The organism is Arthrobacter sp. GW822-FHT05G07, assembly GCF_058799755.1.
In genome coordinates this window covers 38,234-54,689 of the sequence record NZ_JBXALT010000010.1, presented here as the reverse complement: position 1 = coordinate 54,689, position 16,456 = coordinate 38,234, and the positions used below count along the sequence as shown (strand labels likewise).

Annotated in this window: 18 protein-coding genes and 1 tRNA gene; 9 read left to right on the top strand and 10 right to left on the bottom strand. The window is 63.0% G+C overall.

Going from position 1 to position 16,456, the window contains the following annotated elements; all coding sequences use genetic code 11:
- Positions 1 to 6: 6 nt before the first annotated feature.
- On the bottom strand, positions 7 to 309 hold the full coding sequence (locus AC1RJY_RS17340) for an urease subunit gamma (RefSeq protein WP_498602823.1): 303 nt from the start codon (positions 307 to 309) through the stop codon (positions 7 to 9).
- A gap of 198 nt (positions 310 to 507) precedes the next feature.
- On the opposite strand from AC1RJY_RS17340, the gene AC1RJY_RS17335 reads away from it, so the two are divergent.
- Positions 508 to 1,029 carry a flavin reductase family protein gene (locus tag AC1RJY_RS17335; protein WP_011772982.1) on the top strand — a complete coding sequence of 174 codons (522 nt, stop codon included), beginning with the start codon at positions 508 to 510 and terminating at the stop codon, positions 1,027 to 1,029.
- A 160-nt stretch (positions 1,030 to 1,189) separates the two neighbouring features.
- Here the strand turns inward: AC1RJY_RS17335 and AC1RJY_RS17330 are convergent, their stop codons facing one another.
- Entirely contained in the window at positions 1,190 to 2,290 is a 1,101-nt protein-coding gene (locus AC1RJY_RS17330; protein WP_011772981.1) for a D-TA family PLP-dependent enzyme, read from the bottom strand.
- 34 nt (positions 2,291 to 2,324) lie between these two features.
- A complete protein-coding gene (locus tag AC1RJY_RS17325; protein ID WP_498602822.1) occupies positions 2,325 to 3,329 on the bottom strand; it encodes a LacI family DNA-binding transcriptional regulator in 1,005 nt (334 codons plus the stop codon).
- Positions 3,330 to 3,539: 210 nt separating this feature from the next.
- Between AC1RJY_RS17325 and AC1RJY_RS17320 the strand changes: the two genes are divergently transcribed.
- From AC1RJY_RS17320 to AC1RJY_RS17300, 5 genes are all read left to right on the top strand, one after another.
- Positions 3,540 to 4,277: a GAF and ANTAR domain-containing protein gene (locus tag AC1RJY_RS17320; RefSeq protein ID WP_011772979.1), complete on the top strand. Its 738-nt coding sequence runs from the start codon at positions 3,540 to 3,542 to the stop codon at positions 4,275 to 4,277.
- Positions 4,261 to 5,001, top strand: a complete 741-nt coding sequence (locus tag AC1RJY_RS17315) for an ANTAR domain-containing protein (protein WP_498602821.1) — start codon at positions 4,261 to 4,263, stop codon at positions 4,999 to 5,001. The genes AC1RJY_RS17320 and AC1RJY_RS17315 overlap by 17 nt, the downstream gene beginning before the upstream one ends.
- A gap of 124 nt (positions 5,002 to 5,125) precedes the next feature.
- Complete coding sequence (locus AC1RJY_RS17310) at positions 5,126 to 5,848, top strand: GAF and ANTAR domain-containing protein (protein ID WP_014920406.1); 723 nt, start codon at positions 5,126 to 5,128, stop codon at positions 5,846 to 5,848.
- Positions 5,849 to 5,858: 10 nt separating this feature from the next.
- Complete coding sequence (locus AC1RJY_RS17305; RefSeq protein ID WP_011772975.1) at positions 5,859 to 6,155, top strand: hypothetical protein; 297 nt, start codon at positions 5,859 to 5,861, stop codon at positions 6,153 to 6,155.
- A 108-nt stretch (positions 6,156 to 6,263) separates the two neighbouring features.
- The gene (locus AC1RJY_RS17300; RefSeq protein ID WP_498602820.1) at positions 6,264 to 6,638 is read left to right on the top strand and encodes a hypothetical protein; all 375 of its coding nucleotides are present in this window, start codon (positions 6,264 to 6,266) and stop codon (positions 6,636 to 6,638) included.
- Here the strand turns inward: AC1RJY_RS17300 and arfA are convergent.
- A complete protein-coding gene (gene arfA / locus AC1RJY_RS17295) occupies positions 6,635 to 8,161 on the bottom strand; it encodes an arabinosylfuranosidase ArfA (protein ID WP_498602819.1) in 1,527 nt (508 codons plus the stop codon). The two genes, AC1RJY_RS17300 and arfA, sit on opposite strands and share 4 nt — an antisense overlap.
- Before the next feature lie 243 nt (positions 8,162 to 8,404).
- Positions 8,405 to 8,477: transfer RNA gene (locus tag AC1RJY_RS17290), tRNA-Lys, on the bottom strand.
- Between the two features lie 239 nt (positions 8,478 to 8,716).
- Here AC1RJY_RS17290 and AC1RJY_RS17285 point away from each other — a divergent pair.
- A complete protein-coding gene (locus AC1RJY_RS17285) occupies positions 8,717 to 9,376 on the top strand; it encodes a hypothetical protein (RefSeq protein ID WP_011772972.1) in 660 nt (219 codons plus the stop codon).
- Between the two features lie 232 nt (positions 9,377 to 9,608).
- Here AC1RJY_RS17285 and AC1RJY_RS17280 read toward each other — a convergent pair whose 3' ends face one another.
- Entirely contained in the window at positions 9,609 to 10,331 is a 723-nt protein-coding gene (locus AC1RJY_RS17280; protein ID WP_498602818.1) for a hypothetical protein, read from the bottom strand.
- A gap of 214 nt (positions 10,332 to 10,545) precedes the next feature.
- Between AC1RJY_RS17280 and AC1RJY_RS17275 the strand changes: the two genes are divergently transcribed.
- Together AC1RJY_RS17275 and AC1RJY_RS17270 are read left to right on the top strand one after the other, a co-directional pair.
- Positions 10,546 to 11,163 (top strand): DUF47 domain-containing protein, encoded by a 618-nt coding sequence (locus AC1RJY_RS17275; protein WP_043469600.1) that lies wholly within the window; start codon positions 10,546 to 10,548, stop codon positions 11,161 to 11,163.
- A 1-nt stretch (position 11,164) separates the two neighbouring features.
- Positions 11,165 to 12,181 (top strand): inorganic phosphate transporter, encoded by a 1,017-nt coding sequence (locus AC1RJY_RS17270; RefSeq protein ID WP_014920402.1) that lies wholly within the window; start codon positions 11,165 to 11,167, stop codon positions 12,179 to 12,181.
- 96 nt (positions 12,182 to 12,277) lie between these two features.
- Here AC1RJY_RS17270 and pstB read toward each other — a convergent pair whose 3' ends face one another.
- The 4 genes from pstB to pstS all read right to left on the bottom strand — a co-directional run bounded on the left by pstB (position 12,278) and on the right by pstS (position 16,421).
- Entirely contained in the window at positions 12,278 to 13,057 is a 780-nt protein-coding gene (gene pstB / locus AC1RJY_RS17265; protein ID WP_011772968.1) for a phosphate ABC transporter ATP-binding protein PstB, read from the bottom strand.
- 68 nt (positions 13,058 to 13,125) lie between these two features.
- Positions 13,126 to 14,229: a phosphate ABC transporter permease PstA gene (gene pstA, locus AC1RJY_RS17260; RefSeq protein WP_014920401.1), complete on the bottom strand. Its 1,104-nt coding sequence runs from the start codon at positions 14,227 to 14,229 to the stop codon at positions 13,126 to 13,128.
- Positions 14,230 to 15,162 (bottom strand): phosphate ABC transporter permease subunit PstC, encoded by a 933-nt coding sequence (gene pstC, locus AC1RJY_RS17255; RefSeq protein ID WP_017197022.1) that lies wholly within the window; start codon positions 15,160 to 15,162, stop codon positions 14,230 to 14,232.
- Positions 15,163 to 15,299: 137 nt separating this feature from the next.
- Positions 15,300 to 16,421, bottom strand: coding sequence for a phosphate ABC transporter substrate-binding protein PstS (gene pstS, locus AC1RJY_RS17250; RefSeq protein ID WP_014920400.1), 1,122 nt, complete (start codon positions 16,419 to 16,421; stop codon positions 15,300 to 15,302).
- Positions 16,422 to 16,456 lie beyond the last annotated feature (35 nt).

Here is a 16,456-nt window from a genome sequence, read left to right as displayed (position 1 = left end):
GGGCTCCTAACGGATGGGGTTGTGGACGGTAACAAGCTTGGTGCCGTCGGGGAAGGTGGCTTCGATCTGGACGTCGTGGATCATCTCCGGCACGCCTTCCATCACGTCTTCGCGGCGGAGTAGGGTGGTTCCGTAGCTCATGAGTTCAGCCACTGTCCGGCCGTCGCGCGCACCTTCGATGAGTTCGTAGCTGATGATCGCCACGGCTTCCGGGTAGTTCAGTTTGAGTGCTCGTGCCTGGCGACGCCGCGCGAGGTCGGCAGCCACCACGATCATGAGTTTCTCCTGCTCACGGGGCAAAAGATGCATGGTTACTCCTTGGACGCCGGGCACTTGGTCAGATTGTGACCAGCGTAGGGAGCGGAAGTTTCGGCTACGTTTCCAAATCGTCTCAGTCGAGGGTCGGTTTCTCAGGAATTGACCTCAACTTAAGTTGAGGTCCTAGCATCAGTCAGGTGTGTGCCCGCGAAGGGCGCCTTACCGAACCAGTCCCACGAAGGTGCATGAATGACCCACCACATACCCGTGCCATCCGAACCAGTCGGCGAGCTTTTCAGGGCTGCGTTTCGCGCTCATCCGGCGGGAGTCGCAATTGTCACCGCAGCGGGACCGGAAGGCGCGGTGGGGCTGACGGCCTCCTCGGTGGCATCGGTGGCAGTGGAACCGGCGACGCTCGCGTTCTCCGTGACAAGTGGGCGATCAGCCTCCGTCATTGCAGCGGCGCAGACAATAGTGGTCCACCTCGTCGGTGCCGATCAGCTGGAGCTGGTACGTGCCTTCGCGGACCCATCAGCCCCGCGCTTCACGGACGCCATGGACTGGGAGGTCCTGCCCACAGGTGAGCCCCTTCTCAGGGAGGCCGATTGGGCGTTGCGTTGCGAGATTATCCACCGGGCACCGCTGGGCGGCTCGGTGCTGCTGGCAGCCAGGGTTGTGGAGATCCGGTCCAACCCGTCAGATTCAGCTCCGCTGGTCTACCACAACAGGGAGTTCCACACCCTGCTTGAGAGTGTTCCGGCGCTGGGCTGACTGCGCTGGCGTTTGCTTTGGGCTAGCGAGGCACCAAGTGCCGAGAAATCCCGGCGGCGGAATCGCGTAAGCCTTGATTTGTAGTGAGGTCCTGCCTGTAACCATTGACCCAACGGGACACGCAAATTATGGCCATGAACCCATGGGACCACATTGGTACTTAGTTGTTCCGGCCCCGGGCTGCCACAGTCCACCGCTCCGCCACGGCCCCGCCGTGCACCACAATGACTTGGTCCACGAGGTTCATGGTGAGGCACACATGGTTGGGGATGACCCGGAGTCGGGTGCCCAAGGGCGGCAACTCCGACGAATCCGGCCATACAACCGTGGCGTGGTGCTCGGACAGCGCAGTCACTTTGGCTTCGGGGTATTCGGGAAGCCGCCCGTATCCGGTGGCCCAGTCCGGGCGGTCGCTGCCCAGGATCTTGCTTCCGGCGTCCAGCACCACGCGGCGCACGTTCCCGCCGCGGGCTTCGTGCCTGCTGACCACCGTGGCGGCCACGCTTAGCGCGATGTCGTCCCAGCTGCAGCGTTCGAGTTCCAGTTGCTGGGCGTCGCCGAACACGTAGACGCCGGGACGCAGCTCGGTTGCCACCGTTTCGCCGTCAATCAGTGCCGTCGGTGTGGAGCCTCCGCTGATGGTGGTCACTTCGAAGCCCGCCGATGTCAGCGCCGTCGCAGCCAGGCCAAGTGCCTCATTCTCGTTGCTCGCCGCGCCAGTGGGCATGCCGGGCTTGTAGCTGTGGCCGGGGAACGTGAAGACACCCTGCACGCTCAGTCCGGCGGCAGCCGCTGCTTCGGCAACATCCACCACTTCGTCCGGCAGCACGCCGCTACGGTGGTGTCCGCTGTCCACTTCGATCAGCACCTCAACGCTTCCTGCGTCGACCCCGAGTTGGCGACCCATCGCCGTCGCGCTTTCAGCCGAATCCACGCCGACTGCGAGGCGGCACTTGGCCGTCAATGCGCGAAGGCGTTCCGCGTGCGGCGCTTCAACCCAGAGCGGGAAGGCAATGAAGATGTCCTTCACGCCGTCCGCCGCGAATACCTCGGCCTCGCCGATGGTGGCCACAGTGATACCAAGGGCTCCCGCCGCGAGCTGCTTGCGGGCGATCTCCAGCGTCTTATGTGTCTTCACGTGCGGACGGAGCTGGAGCCCGCGTCCACGCATGTTCCCCGCCATCCGTTCGATGTTCCGATCCAGGACATCGACGTCGATCAGGACGGCAGGGGTGATGACTTCAGCGGGGATCACGTTCATTCATAGAAGACTAACGTCCTGAACACTGAAGGCCCTAAGGCGCGGACTGCCTGATACGCAGCTCGAACACCGCCTCCGGCTGCTCAACGCTGGCCACGGCGTCTTTGCTTTCAATCCGCTGGATGAGGAGTTCGACGGCGCGCTCCGCAATTTCCGCCCGCCCCGGCGCCACCGTGGTTAACGACGGCGATGCGAACCGCGACTCATCAATGTCATCGAAGCCGGCCACGGCGATCTCCTCCGGAACTTTTCGTCCGCGGACCAGGAGCTCGTGGAGCGCCCCCAAAGCGAGGGCATCATTGAGCCCGAAAACGGCGTCGAATTCCACGCCGCTGTCCAGCAACCTCGCGGTGGCGTCAGCACCGGCGTCGCGCCGCCAATCGCAGGGGACCACCAACGCCGGATCATATGCCACACCAGCGGCAGCGAGCGCCGCCCTGTACCCGCGGAGGCGGAGGCCGTTGCTCCCGGCTTCGTCGCCGTCGTGCGCGCCAAGGACGGCTATACGACGGCGGCCACCCTCCAACAGGTGCGTGGTGACGGCGGCCGCAGCCTCCTGGTTTTGGATGAGGACCATGTCCAGCCGCGGATCCTGCACGAACTCGCCCAGGAGAACCAGCGGTTTCTTGCCGGCCGCGGCGATGATCTGCTCGGCGTCGAGCGCGAGCGGGATGAAGAGGAGCCCGTCGGTGAGGCTACGGAACTGGCCCTGAAGCGCAGCCTGCTCATGCTCTGCCTCGTTGCCGGATTGCTCCACCAAAACACGGTAACCGCGGGCCCAGGCCGCTTTCATGATGTCCGAGGCCAGTTCGGCGTAGTAAGGGATGGAAAGGTCGGCCAGCACTAAGCCAAGCATGCTGGTCTTCCCGGATCGGAGGCTGCGGGCCGTCAGGTTGGTTTCGTAGCCGAGCTCGTCAATGGCATCAAGGACGCGCTGCTTGGTGGCTGGCCGGATGAACTCGTAGTTGTTGATGACATTGGAGACTGTCTTCAACGACACTCCAGCCGCTCGTGCGACGTCGTTCATGGTGACGGCCATGCAGGTGCTCCTTCTCTACGTTGGTATACATCGTTGCAGATGCGTCTAGCGGGTGGGCTGTCTGTATCTTGTTGCAGGGCACAAGCGTAGTGTTTGAGGTAGGAGATTTCGGGTGGAGTCCGGAGTTGGATATCCGGGTTTTGCGCGATCACGAGCGCACAGCCGCCAGCTGGAGGTGTGTGGACTCCGGCGTTGCTGGAATGAGGCCGCATGGCCCAGTACAACGCAGTACCCACAGCCGAAGAATTGCAGGACCTGCTCCTCGAAAGTCCTGGCTTCTCAGAGTTCCTCCTTGGACTGACAACCATTTCTGCTTCCCTTTTGGGCGGGGAAACACCCATGCTCTGTGCCATCACCGTGGAGCGCGACGGCGGTCCTGCCACTGTGGCCAGCAGCACTGAAGCGGCCCGTGTGCTGGACGAAAAGCAGTACGAATTCGACGACGGCCCTTGCCTCACTGCGCTGCGCACCGGGCAGATGGTGCAGATTCCAGACCTGCACTCCGACATTCGCTGGCGGGGGTACGCCAACGCGATATCAGGGGCGCATGTCCGCAGCATGCTCGCCGTTCCCATCAGCACGGACAACGGGTCCGGTGCGGCGCTGAATTGCTATTCCAATGAAGTGGGAGCTTTTGATCCGGACACCGTGGTCGCAGTTCAGAGGTATGCAGATTCCCTGTCCAGGACCTTGCGGTTGGCCCTCCGCATGCATTCGTCTGATCCCTATCCTGCCGGGCTGAGGTCAGTGCTGGAGTCGCGCGCTGTTGTGGACGCGGCGATCTCCCTGATCATGATGCAGAACCGGTGCAGCCGTGAGTCGGCCATGAAGCTTCTCCACCTGGCTTCCAGAAATACCGATCGTAGACTCCACGAGATTGCCAGGGACATGCTGACACGGTCAGGAGACCCTGACCAGGGAACGGGGAAGCATGACTGGACCCCTTAATTCCGCAGATGCCGCGCCGGATCCGCCGCGCAAGTTTGCGGGCGAGCGATTCAGGGACGCAGGCCTGAGCCAGGACCTTGCCGAAATGACTGCTGCGAAGTTGACCAGGATCGGGAACACTATCGCTTGCGGAGTCACCGTTGTCCGGCAGAAAAAACCCGTAACCATCGCGGACAGCGACGCCTTGGCGCGGAAGTTGGACAAGATGCAGAACAGCTTCGGTGACGGCCCCTGCCTCACCGCTCTGCGGACCCGCACCGTCTCGCACGTCCCTGACGTAAACACGGAGGAACGCTGGCACTCCTATATGACGGCTGTTAGGGCCATGAAAGTGCGATCAATCCTGGCGCTTCCCATGGAACTGCAGGGCACCGGCGAAGCCGTTGTGAACCTGTATTCCACGCGTCCTCACGGGTTCTCCCAGGAGGACATCCAAGCCGCTGAACGCGTCACCGCTACAGCTGCAAAGTCGCTTCGCCTCGCGTTGAAGATGGCCCAGCTGCGGGATGCGCGTGAGAACCTCACCGCGGCGTTGGAGTCCCGCACCACGATCGATACCGCCGTCGGAATCATCATGGGGCAGAACCGCTGTAGCCGTGAAGCCGCGTTCCAGATCCTGGTCAAAGCTTCGAGCCACCGGAATATCAAGCTCCGCAGTGTGGCGGCAACTGTCATCGCAGGTGTCGCGGGCGACCAAGAGACTTTGATCTCATTTGAGGAATGAGATCCCCCATTTGGTCCGATCTTTGTTTGGCGGGAACCACTAGGCTGGAAGCCTGAGGCGGACTTCAAAGGACCGCTGAAATTGTCATGTCGGCCAGCCGACACGAAGGGCCGGAGAGAAAACCATGACGAAGAAGCAACTTCCTCTGGACGAACTCTCCACCGCCATTGGCAGGATCCTGGGCCTCCTCCTGACCGAGGAAAAGGTGGACCACGCTGTCCAAAACCTTTCCCAGGCCATCAGGGAGTCCGTTCCCGGAACCATTGGCGCCGGGGTGTCCATCCTCGATTCCCAGGGCCGCCGGACCAGCCGGGGTTTCACGGACTCCGTAGTGGAACAGGCGGATTTCCTCCAGTACGAGTTGGGCGAAGGTCCTTGCCTGACGGCGTGGGCTACCGAAGAGACGGTGTTGGTCCACGATCTCAGCGATGATTCCCGTTGGGCCCAGTGGAGTGCGGCAGTGAGCAGCCTCCCCATCAGGTCAGTGATCAGCGCTCCCCTTATGGCAGGCGGACAGAGCTTTGGCACCATCAAGGTCTATTCACCGGAGCCGGCTGCTTATGACACCGAAACCGCCAACCTCTTGGAACTCTTCGCTTCCCCCGCGGCCACCCTTCTGTCCCATATCCAAAGTGCCGAGACTCCCAAGCGCATCAGCGAGGGCCTGCAGTCAGCCCTCCAAAGCCGGGATCTGGTCAACCGTGCTTGTGGCATGCTCATGGAACGTCACGGGATCCCCCACGAGCTTGCTCTCCAGCGCCTCCTGAAACACACCCGCGATCACGGCAGTTCACTGCACCACATCAGCGCCGAGATAGTCGCCGGGATCCCGGCAGACAAGAACTAGGGCGCCGGACATGGGCTTCGACATCAACGAACCCGAGCAACGGAGCAAACTCCGAGCCGCGATCGATGCCGCAGGCATCAACATCGGCAACCTCTGGCTGTATTACTTCAGTATCGGCGGGTCCGTGGGTGAGTACGAGGTGGAGGCCTACCTGCAGGGCATGCTCTCCATCCCGGAACTCGAACGCGACCTGCTGGCCATGGCCGCCAATGATCTCCTGAACAACCACGGCGGCCCACGCGCACCCTACGCGGATGAGCTCCCCCAGGATGATCCCCCGGCATCTGAGGACCCTGAAACACCCTGAGCCCGAGTGCCCCGCATGCCGTCACACATCGCTCATCCCCTTGCAACAGCCCCGCAACAAAGATGCGCAATGCTGGGGCCAAGGACGGCGAGAGTAGAGGGGGCAGATATGACCATCGCAAACAGGGATCTTTTTCAGGCGTTGAAAACACAGGCCAGCCTGGCGCAGGCTTTCGGTACTTTGCCTGGCAGCCAAGATGAGCCGCACGCGCTGAACCCGGGCCAGTACATCGAGGCGTGGCACAACGGCCGCCTCTATCACCGGGGCACCGTGGTCAAGACAGTGGCGGGCACCGAGTTGTTCTGGCTCCAGGATGAAACAGGAAGCCGCCGGCTGCTGGACATGGAGTCAATGGAGTTTGTGACGCTCGACGAGCCGGCTCCGGCACCTGCAACGCAGGCACCGGAACCGACCACGGCAGCCACCGTCACACCAATGTCGGCGTTTCCGATCTTCCGGGACGGTTCGCAGGCTATTGCCTAGGAGTTGAGAGCCAGGCGGATCATGCTCCAGCTCACGGCCGGAAGCTCGGTGGTGAGGCGGCCGCCGTCGAGCTTTACACTGACGTTTTCGGACGGCAGGACCGACGTCGAATCGTCAGCGGTTGCCTGCCAGTAGGGGTCCTTGTTCGTGTAGGTGACGGCCTCGATCACGCGCGCCGGGTTCAAGCTTCCGACGGCGGCATCCAGCGTCAGCGCGTCCGTCGCTGAACGGTTCACGGCGAAGACCACGGCCTCGTTGGCTTCTGCGTCGTAGGTCGCCACCGCTGACAACGCGGTGAAGCCAGACATCTTTTCGCTGTCCAGCTGCGGGGACTCGACGGCGAGGTTGAGCACCGTGCCTGCGGCGTGCTGCGAGGTGAGCGCGAACGGGTGGAACGTGGTCTGCTTCCACGCGCGGCCGCCCGGCTCGGTCATGATCGGTGCTATGACGTTGACCAGCTGCGCGAGGCTGGCGGAGTGGACGCGGTCCGTGTTCCGCAGCAGCGTGATCAGCAGGTCGCCCACCACCACGGCGTCAGCCACCGTGTAGCGGTCCTCGAGGAGCACCGGCGCCACCGGCCAGTCATCCCCCGTGGGCGCCTTGGACTCGTCGCGGGACATGTGCCAGACATTCCATTCATCGAAGGAAATGTTGACCTGCTTTTGTGACTTGATGGCCGACTTCACATGGTCAATGTGCGACACCAGATCCTTGATGAACGCCTCCATGCGGTGCCCTGCGGACAAGTGCTCCTGCAGGTCTCCGAAGTCCTCGAAGTACTGGTGCGCCGAAATCAGGTCCACCAGTTCGTAGGTCTCGTTGAGGACCACGCGTTCCCATTCGCCGAACGTGGGCATGGTGGGTGCCGAGCTTCCGCACGCCACCAGCTCCAGATCCGGGTTGACCATGCGCATGGCCCGCGCGGTTTCGGCGGCGACCCGTGCATACTCGCCGGCCTTCTTGTGGCCGATCTGCCAGAAGCCGTCCATCTCGTTCCCGAGGCACCACATCTTGATGTTGTGAGGTTCGACGGCGCCATTCGCCTTGCGCTGTTCGGACAGGGCCGTTCCACCCTTGATGTTGGAGTATTCCAGCAGGTCAAGGGCTTCCTGGGTTCCTCTTGTGCCGAGGTTGACGGCCATCATGGGCTCAACCCCGGCTTTCTCCGACCATTTGGCGAACTCGTCCACGCCCACCAGATTGGGGTCGCTGGAGTGCCAGGCGAGGTCGAGGCGCGTGGGGCGGTCCCCCTTGGGCCCTACCCCGTCTTCCCAGCGATAGCCCGAGACGAAGTTGCCGCCCGGGTAGCGGACCGTGGAGACGCCGAGTTCCTTGGTGAGCTCAAGGACGTCCGTGCGGAACCCGTCCTCGTCGGCCTTGGGGTGCTCCGGCTCAAAGATGCCCGTGTAGACGCAGCGGCCCAGGTGCTCCACGAAAGCGCCGAAAGTCTTCCTCCTGACAGGCCCGACGACGAAGGCGGGGTCGATGGTGATTTTAGCCGTGGGGTTTTCTTGGTTTCCCAAAGGGTGGGGTCCTTTTCTGCTGGTTCTTTGCCGATTTCTACAACGTTATAGAAACCATGCTGGCGGGGTCGAGGGGTGCGAGTCAAGAAGTTTTTTTGGGGAACCCCGCCCAACGGACAATTCACCCCTGCGTGCGGAGGTGAATTGTCCGTTGACGGGGGTCGGGGCGTCCGGGCGTCCGGGCGTCCGGGCGGAGACAAAAAACAGGCCGGAGACTCAACGTCTCCGGCCTGCCTAGGAGGGTGGGCCCTGTGGGGATCGAACCCACGACCCACGGATTAAAAGTCCGATGCTCTACCAACTGAGCTAAAGGCCCCTCCAGCTGTAGAAACAGCCATGAATACTGTACCCCAACGTCAAGGCAGACAAGGAACTCAAGGTGACATGCGCCGTCGTCACCCACTTTGGGAACAGGTTCGACGGCGACGCGCGGCCGTAGCGGCGTGTCGCGCGTGATGCGGCGGCAAAGTAAGTGGTGGCGGCACAGAGGTACAGGAACAACCGGCCCGACAACCGTTACTCGACCCCACCAGAGCACAGGAGTACGGTGAAGTCATGAGCGAACAGCCAGGATCACGTGCGTACGGCGGAGCAAACAGGCACCACAAGCCCAAGCCCTTCGCGCCCATCGATTTCGAACCGTTCGCAGGTGGGGCTGACCCGGCGCGCGTTTCCGAGGCCGCGCACCTCGCGGCACAAGCCCTCGTCAGACGGGGCCGCGACAGCGACGACCCCAAGGTCACGCGCCGGCTGGTGAAACTGGCCGACGAACAGGGCCTTGAAGCCATCGCCGAGATGTGGGCTGAGAGCCCCGCGCGAAGCCTTCCGGGCGCGCTCTGGAGGCTTTACGCCCTCCGCGCCGCCACCATCCAGAACCCCGAGAAAATCTCGGTCTATTTCAGGGCCGGACGCGACACCGCGCAGGTTTCCAACGTGGTGGCCGGCGCAGCTGAGCCGCCCGGAGCAGATGAAATGAAGACCATGGCCGACGCCATTTTGTCCGGCGCCTTCGACGGCGAGTTCGACGTCGCGCTGGAACGTTCCGCCGCATTCTGCCGGGTAGTGGCGCTCGGCCAGGCGACCCTCGCCGACGGTGCTGAACACAGCAATGAAGGCCACGCCAGCAAGCTCACACGCAATTCGCACCAGCTGGTGAAGACGGCCGAAGACCTCGAGCATGCGGCCAACGCGTGGCGCCTGGGAGAGCTCGACTAAGCAGCAAAAGAGGCGAAACGTACCCACGTTGGGCCCGGCCTGTCAATGTTGACTTAGCCCGCCTGACGGTGAAAACTAAAACTGGTGTCGAACCGCGAAACCCCCGGGCTTCAACTTACAGCCGCTTCGAGCGGCCTACCGCCGAGAGGCGTATCCGGTTCGGCACCATTTTTATGCCCTGACGCAGTTTGCCCGGGCCGGCGCTGAGGCGGACCCGGGCAGACCAGCAGGACTACTTCAGCGTGACAGTGGTTTCCGCCTTGTCCTTCTTGTCGTGATCAAGGTCGCCGGCGGCATCCTGGGGCGTCATGGTGGCCGAGATTTCAGTTTCCTTGCCCGCGGTATAGCCGAAGTTTTCAGCGATATTGAAGGACTCACCCGGCTTCAGCACGAACGGGGCCTTCTCCTTGAGCTTGGTTCCGGTGCTGCTCAGCCCGTGCTTCTTGTACCCGTCGCTGCTGGAATCCGAGGGCATGCCGCCGAGGTACTTCCAGTCCAAGTACTTGGCCTTTGGAGTGACCAGCGAGTGGCTCAGGGGAATGTCTGCGGACGAGGTGTTGGTGACCACGTAGTTCAGGTACACCACGGGGTCGCCCTTCTTGAGCAGGTTTTCCTTGGTTTCCTTGTCCACGAACATGCTGTCCTTGGACGCCACGTCGGTGGCCACCTGGTAGATGTCCACGCTGAAGCTCTCGCCCTTGAGGCTGCCCAGCTTGTCCCCCGCCGCTAAAATCGGCAGCGCCCAGGCGGCAACCTTGTACGAGCCGGAGGAGGTGGCGGCACCCTCTGATGAGGTCGAGGCCAGCGCGGACGCCGAAGGTGACGGTGAGGCGGGCGCGGACGAGGACGACGAGGGCGAGGACGGTTCCGAACCACCCGTCGTCGAGCCCGCCGTTGCTCCGCCACAGGCGGTCAGTGCCAGCAGGCCAGCCGCCGCGAGGCTGGTGATTTTCACTACATTGTTGAGATGCACAATTCCCCCATTGATTGGATTAATTCGGTGTGTGACCAGCATTGCACGATTCCCCACGCTCAGCGATGGGGACAACTGCCCGCCACGCTCCCGGTCGCTTTCCAAGCGTCGTCGCCGGACCGGTAAAGTTGGGATCGAAATGGGCTGCGTCAAGTCAAGCCGCCCGCCGCCCGCCCGTCCCCAGCCCGGAAGCGAAATGAAGCTGCGCCTTTTTCCCCAGGAACCTGCCGGGCTCGTACTGCTCGCGCAGATGGCCGGCGTCATTGTTGCCGCTACTGGAACGCTCTCCGAAATCCTTGGTGCGCCTGCCAGTGAGCACCAGCGCCTCGCAGAAGAACTGCACGAGCACGAGTCCAAGTCCCTGGACCTCCACTTCGCGCTGCTGACGCACATGCGCACCAGCTTCGTGAACCCCCTCCCCCGCGAGGACATGTACACACTGTCCCGCCACCTCAATGAGGCCATGGAGAAGCTTGATGCTGCCGGAGACCTCGTGGCGCTCTACAAACTGGATCGCCTGCCCAAGCGTGCTGCAGACCAGCTGGAGATCATCAGCCGCCAAGCTGAGCTCACCGTGGATGCCATGCGGAAACTCGAGGACCTGGACGAACTTGAGGACTACTGGATCGAGATCCTTCGCCTGGCCAAGCGTGCAGAGCGGTCGCACCGGATCTGGGTGGCCGAGATGCTCAAGGATATGAAGTCCACGCAGTACGCGCGGCACCGGGACATCGCCAACCAGCTGGTGGAAGTTACCAAGGACATGCGGAAGGTCGCCACGCAGGTAGGCAGCATCATCGTCAAGGAATCATGACGTGACCATCGCCTTCCTGGTCCTCGTCGTTGCTTTGGCCTCCGGGTTCGCGTTCCTCAACGGCTTCCGCGACGTCTCCAACGCCGTCGCGCTGTCCACGCGGACCCGTGCCCTCACGCCGTCAATCGCGGTGCTCCTGGCTGCCATCTTCAACTTTGTGGGTGCCATGCTCAGCGGCACCTTTATCCTCGCCTTCACGCAATCGTGGATCACGTTGCCGGAGGGCGCCAGTGGGCTCACCATGCTGGCGTCCGCGCTTACCGCCGCCATCTTGTGGGGCGTGTACGCGTGGTGGCGGGGAATTCCCTTATCCTCCACGAACTCATTGATCGGCGGCCTGATCGGCGCCGGGGCCGCGAGTGTCCTTGTGGGCGGCAACGCTGTGGGAGGCATGGACAATGTCCTGCTAACCCAGGTTGCCCTGCCCCTGGTGCTCTCCCCCGTCATCGCCTTCGTGGCCGCATACCTGCTGGTGTGGCCTGTCACGTGGGCTGCCCGCTACACCCAACCCAACGTGGTGAACCGGCGGTTCCGGCGGGCACAGGCCATCTCGACTGCGGCTGTGGCATTCGGCCACGGGCTCCAGGACGGTCAGCGCACGGCCGCTGTCATGGTGCTGGCCATGGTGGCCGCGGGCCTGTCCAGCGGCAGCGACGTGCCTCTGTGGATCCTGCTGGTCACCGCCATCATGCTCACTGCGGGCACCATGTTCGGCGGCTGGCGAATCTCCCACACCCTCGGCCACAAACTTATTCGGGTGGATCCGCTGCGCGGTTTCGTGGCGCAGACTCTGACGTCCGTAATGCTCTTCATCGGCGCCATCGGATTTCACCTGCCGCTTTCCACCACCCACACGTTGACCGCCTCCGTGCTGGGTTCGGGCGTGAATCAGCGATTCCACACCGTCAACAGGCGCCTGGTCAGGAGGGTGCTGTTGTTCTGGGTGGCCACACCGTTGATCACGGCAGCCGCGGCCTTCATCCTGGAGCTGGCGTTCTCGCCCCTCGCGGACCTGTAAACCCAAGAAAGAACGACGGCGGCCGTACCCCCAAGGCGACGGCCGCCGTCGTTCTGTGCCGACTCCCCCCAGAGAAGCCGGAACCTGTAGAACCCCTTATCCGAAGCGGCCGGAGACGTAGTCTTCCGTTGCTTTCTGACCAGGGTTATTGAAGATGCTGGTGGTGTCAGCGAACTCGATCAGCTTGCCGGGCTTGCCCGTGCCTGCGATGTTGAAGAACGCGGTCTTGTCGGACACACGCGCGGCCTGCTGCATGTTGTGCGTGACGATGACAACGGTGTACTGGTCCTTGAGCTCGTTGATAAGGTCCTCAACGGCCAGGGTAGAGATGGGGTCCAGCGCGGAGCAGGGCTCGTCCATGAGGATCACCTGGGGCTCAACGGCGATCGCGCGGGCGATGCACAGACGCTGCTGCTGGCCACCGGAAAGGCCGGAGCCCGGCTTGTCCAAGCGGTCTTTGACCTCGTTCCACAGGTTGGCGCCCACCAGGGACTTCTCAACGAGGGCATCGGCTGCGCCCTTGGAGATCTTCTTGTTGTTCAGCTTCACGCCGGCCAGCACGTTGTCTCGGATGGACATGGTGGGGAACGGGTTGGGGCGCTGGAAGACCATGCCCACCTGCGTGCGGACGGTTACGGGGTCCACGCCGGGACCGTAGAGGTTGTCGCCGTCCAGAAGTACTTCGCCTTCGACGCGTGCGCCGGGAAGGACCTCGTGCATACGGTTCAGCGTACGGAGGAAGGTGGACTTGCCGCAGCCGGACGGGCCGATGAAGGCCGTGACGGACTTGGCTTGGATGTTGATGTTGACGTCCTCGACGGCCAGGAAGTTGCCGTAGTAGACATTCAGGTCTTTGACGTCGATGCGCTTAGACATGGTGTTCCTTTGTTCCTTGGGGGTGTGGAAGTTTGAAGGTGCCGCCCGATGACTGGCGGTCGGCCCGGCTAGCGTCCCGTTTTGGGTGCGAACAGACGGGCGATGAGGCGGGCTCCCAGATTCAGGAGCATCACCAGGATGATCAGCACCAGCGCGGCGCCCCAGGCACGCTGGTCCGAGGGAGCAGGGTTGGACGGCGACGTCGGGTTGAGGATCTGCGTGTAAATGAACGTGGGCAGCGAGGCCATCCAACCACCGAACACATTGTTGTTGATGGTGGTGGCGAAGCCTGCGGTCACCAGGATCGGCGCGGTTTCGCCGATAACGCGGGCGATCGCCAAGGTGACGCCGGAAGCGATACCGGAGATCGCCGTCGGAATAACCACTTTGGTGATGGTGCGCCACTTACGGACGCCCAGCGCGTACGAGGCCTCGCGGAGCTCGTTTGGGACGATCTTCAGCATTTCCTCGCTGGAGCGAACCACAACAGGGATCATCAGGACGGAAAGCGCGACGGCGGCTACCGCACCGGTCTTGGTGCCGGGGCCCACGATGGCGAAGAAGAACGCTGCCGCGAAGAGGCCGGCCACGATGGACGGGATGCCGGTCATGACATCCACGAAGAACGTGATGGCGCGGGCCAGCGGACGATCGTTGCCGTATTCCACGAGGTAGATCGCGGTGAGGAGGCCTACGGGCACTGAGATGACCGTAGCAAGGAGTGTGATCTGGATGGTGCCCAACAGTGCGTGGTAGATGCCGCCCAGGACGGGGGCGCCTTCCTCCACTGCCTTGTTGTCGAAAGCACCCGTGACACCGTTCATGGAGGTGCCCAGGAAGCCGGGAGTGATGAGGCCGGGGATGCCGTTGACCAGCACTGTGACGATGACCGAGATGAGGGGCAGCAACGCAATCAGGAAGGCACCAACCACCAGGCATGTGGCGAGCTTGTCCTTGGCCTTGCGGGCACCTTCAACGGCACCGCTCCAGGAGACCAGGCCCACGGCGAACAGGATGGCGGAGACAATGCCCCACCCGAAGGCATTGAAGCCGATGAGCGCCAGGATGGCCGCGCCGACGATCAGTGCGACGGCCAGGACAATGTAGGGCGCGAACTTGGGCAGTTGGCCCTTGGTGAGCGCTGAGCGCTTGCGGACTACTGTGGCGGACATTTAGTTGGCTCCCGAGAATTCTTTGTGCCGGGTGATGATCCAGCGGGCGATCATGTTCACGCCCAGGGTGATGACGAACAGCACCAGACCGGCGGCGATCAACGTGTTGACCTTGATACCGCTGGCTTCCGGGAAGTTCAGGGCGATTTCCGCGGCGATGGTCTGGTTGCCGGACTGGATGAGGCTCGCGGTGAGGACCCCGGAGGAGAGCACCAGGGCAACGGCCATGGTCTCACCTAGTGCTCGCCCGAGGCCCAGCATGATGGCGCTGATAATGCCCGGGCGGCCGAAGGGCAGCACGGCCATTTTGATCATTTCCCAGCGGGTAGCTCCGAGTGCGAGCGCTGCTTCCTCGTGCAGCTTGGGGGTCTGCAGGAAGATTTCGCGGGACAGGGAGGTAATGATGGGCAGGACCATGACGGAGAGGACGATGCCTGCGGTCAGGATGGTCTTGCCGGTGGCGGATGCTGGTCCCTCGAAGATCGGGATCCAACCGAGGTAGGTGGCCAGCCAGTCGTAGGCCGGGGAGATTTCCTTGGCCAGGAAAGCCGCACCCCAGGCGCCGTAGACCACGGAGGGGATGGCGGCGAGGAGGTCCACCACGTAGCCCAAACCGGAAGCGAGCCGGCGGGGGGCGTAGTGCGAAATGAACAGTGCCACGCCGATTGCCACGGGGGTGGCGATGACGAGGGCGATCACGGCGGCAATCAGTGTGCCCACCACAATCGGGGCGATGTAGGCGAAGAAGCCGTTGCCGCCCTGGATGTCCTCAGCCGGAGCGGTCAGGGCAGGGATTGCCTGCACCACAAGGAACAACGCGACTCCGAAGAGGACCGCGAGAATCAGGCACCCTGCGGCCATGGCGGCCCCGGAGAAAACCTTGTCCCCGGCGCGTCCTGCGCCTTGGGAGGTTGTCAGGGAGTTGGTGGTCACTTCACGATCCTTCAGTCTCAGTGAACTGGTCTTACATGGCTAAGTTCCCTGCCCTGCGCGGAGCGGCTCTGCGGCCACCCCGCGCGGGACAGGGAACTTCAGTGTTCAGCCGGGTTCAGCAAACCCGCCGGGAAACCTTAGGCCTTGGCCTTGATGGTTTCGATAGCGGCCTTTGCCTTGTCCTGCAGCGCCTTGGAGAGCGGTGCGGACTTCGCGGCGTCAGCTGCGGTCTTCTGTCCTTCGTCGGAAACGACGTAGGTTTCGAAGCCCTTGACCAGGTCAGCAACTTCCTTGGTCTCGTACGTGGTGCAGACAACGTGGTACGAAACGAGGACTACGGGGTAGGCGCCCGATGCCGTGGTCTTGCGGTCCAGCTTGATGGCGACGTCGTTGGCGGCGCGGCCGTCAACGGGCTTGCCGGCTTCGACGGCCTTGGCAGCGGCTTCGGCGGAGATCTTGACGAACTCGTCGCCAACCTTGATGGACGCAGTGCCCAGCTTGCCGGAAACAGCGGAGTCATCGGCGTAGGTCACGGCACCCGGGGTGTCGGTGACAACCTTGACGACACCGGAAGTGCCCTTGGCGTTTTCGCCCGGAAGTGTTGCAGGCCAGATGCCGGCGGCCTTATCCGTCCAAACCTCGGGAGCAGCAGCTGCGAGGTAGTCGGTGAAGTTGGTGGTGGTGCCGGAGTCGTCAGAGCGGTTTACGGGGGTGACCTTGAGGTCCGGCAGGGTGACGCCTTCGTTGAGGGCGGCGATTGCGGGATCGTTCCAGTTGGCGATTTCGCCGCGGAAGATCTTGGCCACGGTGACGGCGTCGAGCTTCAGGTCCGTGACGCCGGGGACGTTGAAGGCAACAGCGATCGGGGAGATGTACACCGGGATGTTGATGGCGCCTTCGGGGCCGCACTTGGCCTTGGAGCTTTCGAGCTCCTCGTCCTTCAGGTAGGCGTCCGAGCCGGCGAACTGCGCCGAGCCATCGATGATGGCCTTGCGGCCTGCGCCGGAGCCGTCCGGGGAGTACTGAACTGTTGCGCCGGAGTTTGCGGCGGAGAAGCCGGCCTTCCAGGCGTCCATTGCTGCGCCGGTGGAGGAGGCGCCAATGCCGGTCAGGGTGCCGGTGACCTTGGGGCCGGAGGCTGCCGACTGGGTGCCGCCAGTGGTGCCCGTTGCGTTGTCTGAACCGCAAGCAGTGAGCGCGAGAGCGCCGGCTGCGATGACCGCGATTGCCGCGTTGCGGCCGAAGTGAGTTGCCTTCACTTGGATGTGCCCCTTCCAGGGATTCTTCGATGCGG

Bases quoted from the DNA above. Each gene is read 5' to 3' on its own strand.
- AC1RJY_RS17340 (WP_498602823.1), bottom strand. From the start codon at position 309: ATGCATCTTTTGCCCCGTGAGCAGGAGAAACTCATGATCGTGGTGGCT.
- AC1RJY_RS17335 (WP_011772982.1), top strand. From the start codon at position 508: ATGACCCACCACATACCCGTGCCATCCGAACCAGTCGGCGAGCTTTTC.
- AC1RJY_RS17330 (WP_011772981.1), bottom strand. From the start codon at position 2,290: ATGAACGTGATCCCCGCTGAAGTCATCACCCCTGCCGTCCTGATCGAC.
- AC1RJY_RS17325 (WP_498602822.1), bottom strand. From the start codon at position 3,329: ATGGCCGTCACCATGAACGACGTCGCACGAGCGGCTGGAGTGTCGTTG.
- AC1RJY_RS17320 (WP_011772979.1), top strand. From the start codon at position 3,540: ATGGCCCAGTACAACGCAGTACCCACAGCCGAAGAATTGCAGGACCTG.
- AC1RJY_RS17315 (WP_498602821.1), top strand. From the start codon at position 4,261: ATGACTGGACCCCTTAATTCCGCAGATGCCGCGCCGGATCCGCCGCGC.
- AC1RJY_RS17310 (WP_014920406.1), top strand. From the start codon at position 5,126: ATGACGAAGAAGCAACTTCCTCTGGACGAACTCTCCACCGCCATTGGC.
- AC1RJY_RS17305 (WP_011772975.1), top strand. From the start codon at position 5,859: ATGGGCTTCGACATCAACGAACCCGAGCAACGGAGCAAACTCCGAGCC.
- AC1RJY_RS17300 (WP_498602820.1), top strand. From the start codon at position 6,264: ATGACCATCGCAAACAGGGATCTTTTTCAGGCGTTGAAAACACAGGCC.
- AC1RJY_RS17285 (WP_011772972.1), top strand. From the start codon at position 8,717: ATGAGCGAACAGCCAGGATCACGTGCGTACGGCGGAGCAAACAGGCAC.
- AC1RJY_RS17275 (WP_043469600.1), top strand. From the start codon at position 10,546: ATGAAGCTGCGCCTTTTTCCCCAGGAACCTGCCGGGCTCGTACTGCTC.
- pstB (WP_011772968.1), bottom strand. From the start codon at position 13,057: ATGTCTAAGCGCATCGACGTCAAAGACCTGAATGTCTACTACGGCAAC.
- pstA (WP_014920401.1), bottom strand. From the start codon at position 14,229: ATGTCCGCCACAGTAGTCCGCAAGCGCTCAGCGCTCACCAAGGGCCAA.